The sequence below is a fragment of the Methylacidimicrobium tartarophylax genome, from assembly GCF_902143375.2.
GTDB classification, from domain to species: Bacteria; Verrucomicrobiota; Verrucomicrobiia; order Methylacidiphilales; family Methylacidiphilaceae; genus Methylacidimicrobium; species Methylacidimicrobium tartarophylax.
The window spans coordinates 1-4,481 of record NZ_CABFVA020000102.1 but is presented as its reverse complement, the minus strand read 5'-3'; the positions used below and the strand labels follow the sequence as shown (position 1 = coordinate 4,481).

5 protein-coding genes and 1 tRNA gene are annotated in these 4,481 nt (G+C 60.4%); 4 read left to right on the top strand and 2 right to left on the bottom strand.

All coding sequences use genetic code 11. The features are described from left to right. Positions 1-193 (bottom strand): hypothetical protein (locus MAMT_RS08915; RefSeq protein ID WP_178087043.1); only part of this gene is annotated, 193 nt, incomplete at its 3' end. 261 nt (positions 194-454) lie between these two features. Between MAMT_RS08915 and trxA the strand changes: the two genes are divergently transcribed. The 4 genes from trxA (at position 455) to MAMT_RS08895 (ending at position 2,987) form a co-directional block, all read left to right on the top strand. Then, positions 455-781, top strand: a complete 327-nt coding sequence (trxA, locus tag MAMT_RS08910; protein WP_142660671.1) for a thioredoxin — start codon at positions 455-457, stop codon at positions 779-781. A 65-nt stretch (positions 782-846) separates the two neighbouring features. Then, positions 847-923: transfer RNA gene (locus MAMT_RS08905), tRNA-Met, on the top strand. A gap of 173 nt (positions 924-1,096) precedes the next feature. After that, a complete protein-coding gene (locus MAMT_RS08900) occupies positions 1,097-2,485 on the top strand; it encodes a dihydrolipoyl dehydrogenase (RefSeq protein WP_142660669.1) in 1,389 nt (462 codons plus the stop codon). A 121-nt stretch (positions 2,486-2,606) separates the two neighbouring features. Beyond that, positions 2,607-2,987: a hypothetical protein gene (locus MAMT_RS08895; RefSeq protein WP_142660668.1), complete on the top strand. Its 381-nt coding sequence runs from the start codon at positions 2,607-2,609 to the stop codon at positions 2,985-2,987. Between the two features lie 75 nt (positions 2,988-3,062). Here MAMT_RS08895 and MAMT_RS08890 read toward each other — a convergent pair whose 3' ends face one another. Next, a complete protein-coding gene (locus MAMT_RS08890) occupies positions 3,063-4,058 on the bottom strand; it encodes a hypothetical protein (protein ID WP_142660665.1) in 996 nt (331 codons plus the stop codon). Between the last annotated feature and the right edge of the window lie 423 nt (positions 4,059-4,481).

Sequence of the window (4,481 nt, the reverse complement as noted above, 5' to 3'; positions counted from 1 at the left end):
CCCCAACCGCAGGCCCGTACAGCTCCCCAGCCCCCTGCGCAGTGGAGCCAGCCGCCGCCGTCCGCACCCGCTCAACCGTATCGTCCTGCCCCGTCTCGAGCGACACCGAATGCCCGCTCGAACAGTGCGCGACCAGTGCCACAATCACCGGCTGCTTCCTCCGCAAAAGCTTCTGCGCAACCGCAACCTCCACGCTATTCCGTACGTCCTTCCGCTCGAACCGGAGAACCATCGAGCAAGACGCGCGAGGCCGAGAAACCCGCTGCGAAGCCGAAAAGCCGGGAAACGTCCGACAATGACACACCGGAACGAAACGGCGGAATTGTGCTCGCTTTGACGGCAGCGCTTGTCAGCACGCTGACGGCAATATATCTTGCATTAGTCTACACTGACGTGCTTTAAAAAGCGGGTTCCGCCAATCACCGGCGGCTAATTCTAGCAAGGAGGCTTTTTCATGGCTGGTCTCGTTCACGAAATCACCGACAAGAATTTTGCGCAGGAAGTTGCTCAATCCCCCGTTCCCGTAGTTCTTGATTTCTGGGCAGAATGGTGCGGTCCCTGCCGTATGGTGGCTCCCGTGATCGAAGAGCTTGCCAACGAGCTTTCCGGAAAGGTCAAGTTCGGCAAGGTGAACGTCGACCAGGAGCAGGAGCTCTCCTTTCGCTTTTCCATCCAGTCGATTCCGACTCTTCTGATCTTCCGGGACGGAGAGGTCAAGGGTCGACAGGTCGGCGCAGCTTCCAAAAGCCACATCCTCGCAAAGATTCAGCAGTCTCAATAGCGAACGCAGGCATTTTCTTCTTGCGTCGACTGCGTTTGCCAGGCAGTATAAAACTTACCCAAGATCGCGGGGTGGAGCAGCCCGGTAGCTCGTCAGGCTCATAACCTGAAGGTCGCAGGTTCAAATCCTGCCCCCGCCACCATTCTCGACTTTGCTTTCCAAGCGGAATCGGGGCTTTCCCGCGTCCCTTCTACGCTCTAATTCTGGTCTGAAGCTACAGGATCGCTACCGCCAGATTTCTAAGTTCTCGGCGACCGCTTCTTGCTTGACAGGACAGGCAAGCGAGCTCGAAATCCTCCTAAAGGAGACGCAAGCATGGCTAAGGAAGAGACGATCGACACGATGGTTCTCGGTGCCGGGGGAGGTGGATATCCCGCCGCTTTTCGCCTCGCGGGCGCAGGGCGATCGGTGGTCATGGCCGATCCGATCGGCAATCTCGGTGGCGACTGCCTTGCGGAGGGCTGCGTGCCCTCGAAGACCGTCCGGGAAGCCTCCCTCGCCCGCACCTGGCCGGAGAAGTACCCTCTTTTCGGCTTGCGAGGAACGAAGCCTGAAATCGATTGGCGCAGGGTGCTGGCGCACAAGGATCGTGTTCAAAACCTGCGCTACGCCCAACACCGGGCGCAGATTGAAGCTTCGACGCTCGTCTTCCTCAAGGGTCAGGCACGCATCCTTGATGACCAGAAGGTCGAGGTGACTACGGACCATGGCGACCTGCTGCGGTATCATGCCAAGCAGATCATCGTCGCAACCGGCTCCCGGCCCCATATCCTCCCAATCCCAGGCGCCGAGCTTGCCGTCACCTCCCATCACTTTTTTCGGCTCGGCGCCGATCTCCCCTTCCCTCGCCGCCTCGTGGCGATCGGCGGAGGCTACATCGGTCTGGAAACCGCCTCAATGCTCCAGAATCTTGGTGCGGAGGCAACCGTGCTGGAGGCTACAGGGCAGATCCTTCCTGGAGTCGATCCCGAAATCGCCCGCTTCCTCCATGAGGCGCTCGCGCGGCGGCTCCGAATCTTGGTCGACGCGAAGGTCACGGCAATCGAGCGAGGAGCGGCCGGCGATCTGCTCGTCCGCTACGAGCGGGCGGGAGAGGCGACGTCGATTGCGGCGGACTGCGTCCTAATGGCGACCGGACGCGAGCCCGTCGTTCCCGAAGGCATGTCGAATCTCGGCTTCGCGACCGGAGAGAAGATTGCCGTGGACGACCGGCTGCGCACCAAGCATGCGCACATCTATGCTCCGGGCGACATCAACGGCCGAAGCATGCTCTTCCACTCTGCGGTCTACCAGAGCCTCGTCGCCGCCGACGATATCCTGAGCGAAGGGCGCGGCAACAAGACGGTCGATTTCCAATCGGTTCCCTTCACCGTCTTCACCGAGCCCGAAGTCGCATGGGTCGGACAGACCGAGGCCGAGGCCGCCCGAGAGAATCTGGCGACCGTCGCATCGACCTACTCGTACCGAACGGACACCCGTGCGCAGATCTTTGACGAAGATGGGTTTCTGAAGCTGGTCTTTGACAAAAAGACCGGCTCTCTGATCGGCGCGCAGATCGCGGGGATCGAAGCCGCGCAACTGATTGCGCCCCTAGCCCTCGCGGTCCGCAGTGGGACGACCGCAGAGACCCTCAGCTACATGGCTTTCCCGCACCCGATGATCAGCGAAGGGATCAACCACGCCGCCCGGGCCGTAGGGCTTTAAAAGCAGCCTCCGGAGAGCGCAACGTGGCCTTGCCAGAAGAATTCCGTCCGGTATGATCCGAGCGTTCGGCCGAACGGAAGACCACGGCTCGTTTTCTACCGGAACCGGAGAGTTTCCTTGGATGAACCGGATTGCATTTGCCATCTTCCTTCTGCTCCTCTCCACGATCCCCTCGCATGCCATCCTGACCCAGTGGGATCCTGCTAAGAAGCCCTACCAACATGGCCCGCTCGGAACGGGCGAGTATTCGATGGTCTGGAACATGCGCCGCTACGCGACTTTCCCCAAGCGACCTTACGTCATCCTCGGAAGGATCCGCGCCAACGGGGGATTTGGAGGCTCTCCGCGCACCCGTGCGGTGGAGGAAGCCAGGAAGCACGGAGCGGACGCGATCCTCTGGACTAAGGCGGACGTCCACCCCGAAGTCAACTCGCTCGGATTGATCGGCCTCTTGTCCCACTGCGACTATCTGGCGATCCAGTGGACCAACCCGCCGCGGTAATCGAGCCTGCCTCCGAAGGCGGCGAAGGGGTCGTTCGGGAAGCCTCCCGGCTCGTTCTGCTCGGACTCCCATCGTTCAGGGCGAAAAGAGCCGCACGACGGGAGAAAAAAAGTCCTTGGCACCATGATTCCCTCCCGGGCCTTCGATCTCGGGCTCTTCCTTTAGCTCCAGCCGCACCAGCAACCCTCCGGCCGGAACGATTTCCCGCACGAGAGCCGCATGCTCCTTATCGATTTCGATCACCGTCTTCCGTTTCATCTGCAAGCCGGGGACATGCGACGAGAAGATCGCGGTATCGAAACGTTCTCCAAAAGGGAAGATCGCCGCGGAGGCGAGTAGTCCTTCCACAACTCTTCGCGTCGCTAAACCCGCTTCATGCGCGGTAAAGAGACCGTTTTGCACGTCGGTATCGACGAAGAACCTCCCGTAGACCCATGTCCGGGCCGGCCGAGTTCCCCGCTCTTTCCAAACACGGCCAATATCGGCGAAATGCAGAGTCGTGGGAGGTTCGGGGGAAGCGCCGTTCGCCTTCTCAAGATGGCGATCTCCCCGGATCCCCCGCTCCGGTTTCTCGGTAGCCGGCGGGTCGTCCTCGCTTTTCTCGGCAGTCGCGTCTCCCGCCTCTTCCGGATCGCTCTTCCAAAGGGCTTTTGGCGCAGCCGAAAGCCGGAGCCGAGCATAAAAGTAGTTCCCTTGCAACATCTCCAACACTTTGGCCGGCTCTTCCTCGGTGATTTCGAAGCGCCGCCCTTCCCGCAGCTCGGGAATGGGAAACGGGGTTTCGCAGATCGTGATTTGGACGATGGGCTCGGTGGGCAGGACCGAGAACGGAGCGAGCTTTTGCAGGACGGTGTAACTTAAGAGCCGAGGAAAGCTCGCGGCAAATACCCCCTCCCGAACGGGACCCCAGGCGGTAAATTCCCCATGGGTCCACAGATTCCGCGGTCGGTTCCCCAGTTGGGAAGCCTTGCTGTGAAGCGCGGAGAACGGCAAGACGACCTGTTTTGCTCCTTGTGCATGGCCGACGGAAAGGACCCAGAAGCCAATGAGCGCGAAGACGAGGCCCGTCACGGGAACCCGTCGCCTTGGCCTGCTCGGCCAAGCTTGTGAACGTCTTCGCGCGTCGTGCATTAAAGCTTGCAGCGCTATGGTCTTAGCAAGATCTCGCTAGAAACGCATTCACTTTTTCGGCGCAAAGAACCTCCCCGGGTTCCGGACAATTATGGGGCAGAGCGGCTCAACCAACTCGGATGTACCTGCTCCCAGAGATTCACCGGATCGACCAGACTCCGCACCCAGGCAACCGAACACGGGCAAATCCCTTGACCTAGCCGCAGGGAAACCCTACCCCCCCTAGGCGCCACAATCCGTTCCCTAAGAAAAGCAAAGGAAGAATCCTGAATCCTGTCATCCAAAGCGAACGCTTAGCCTGCATGTCTCACAAAGTTCGTACCCGAGGCGCGGCGGATGGGCCTGGATGCAAGGCGGGCCGCA

Bases quoted from the DNA above. Each gene is read 5' to 3' on its own strand.
- trxA (WP_142660671.1), top strand. From the start codon at position 455: ATGGCTGGTCTCGTTCACGAAATCACCGACAAGAATTTTGCGCAGGAA.
- MAMT_RS08895 (WP_142660668.1), top strand. From the start codon at position 2,607: ATGAACCGGATTGCATTTGCCATCTTCCTTCTGCTCCTCTCCACGATC.
- MAMT_RS08900 (WP_142660669.1), top strand. From the start codon at position 1,097: ATGGCTAAGGAAGAGACGATCGACACGATGGTTCTCGGTGCCGGGGGA.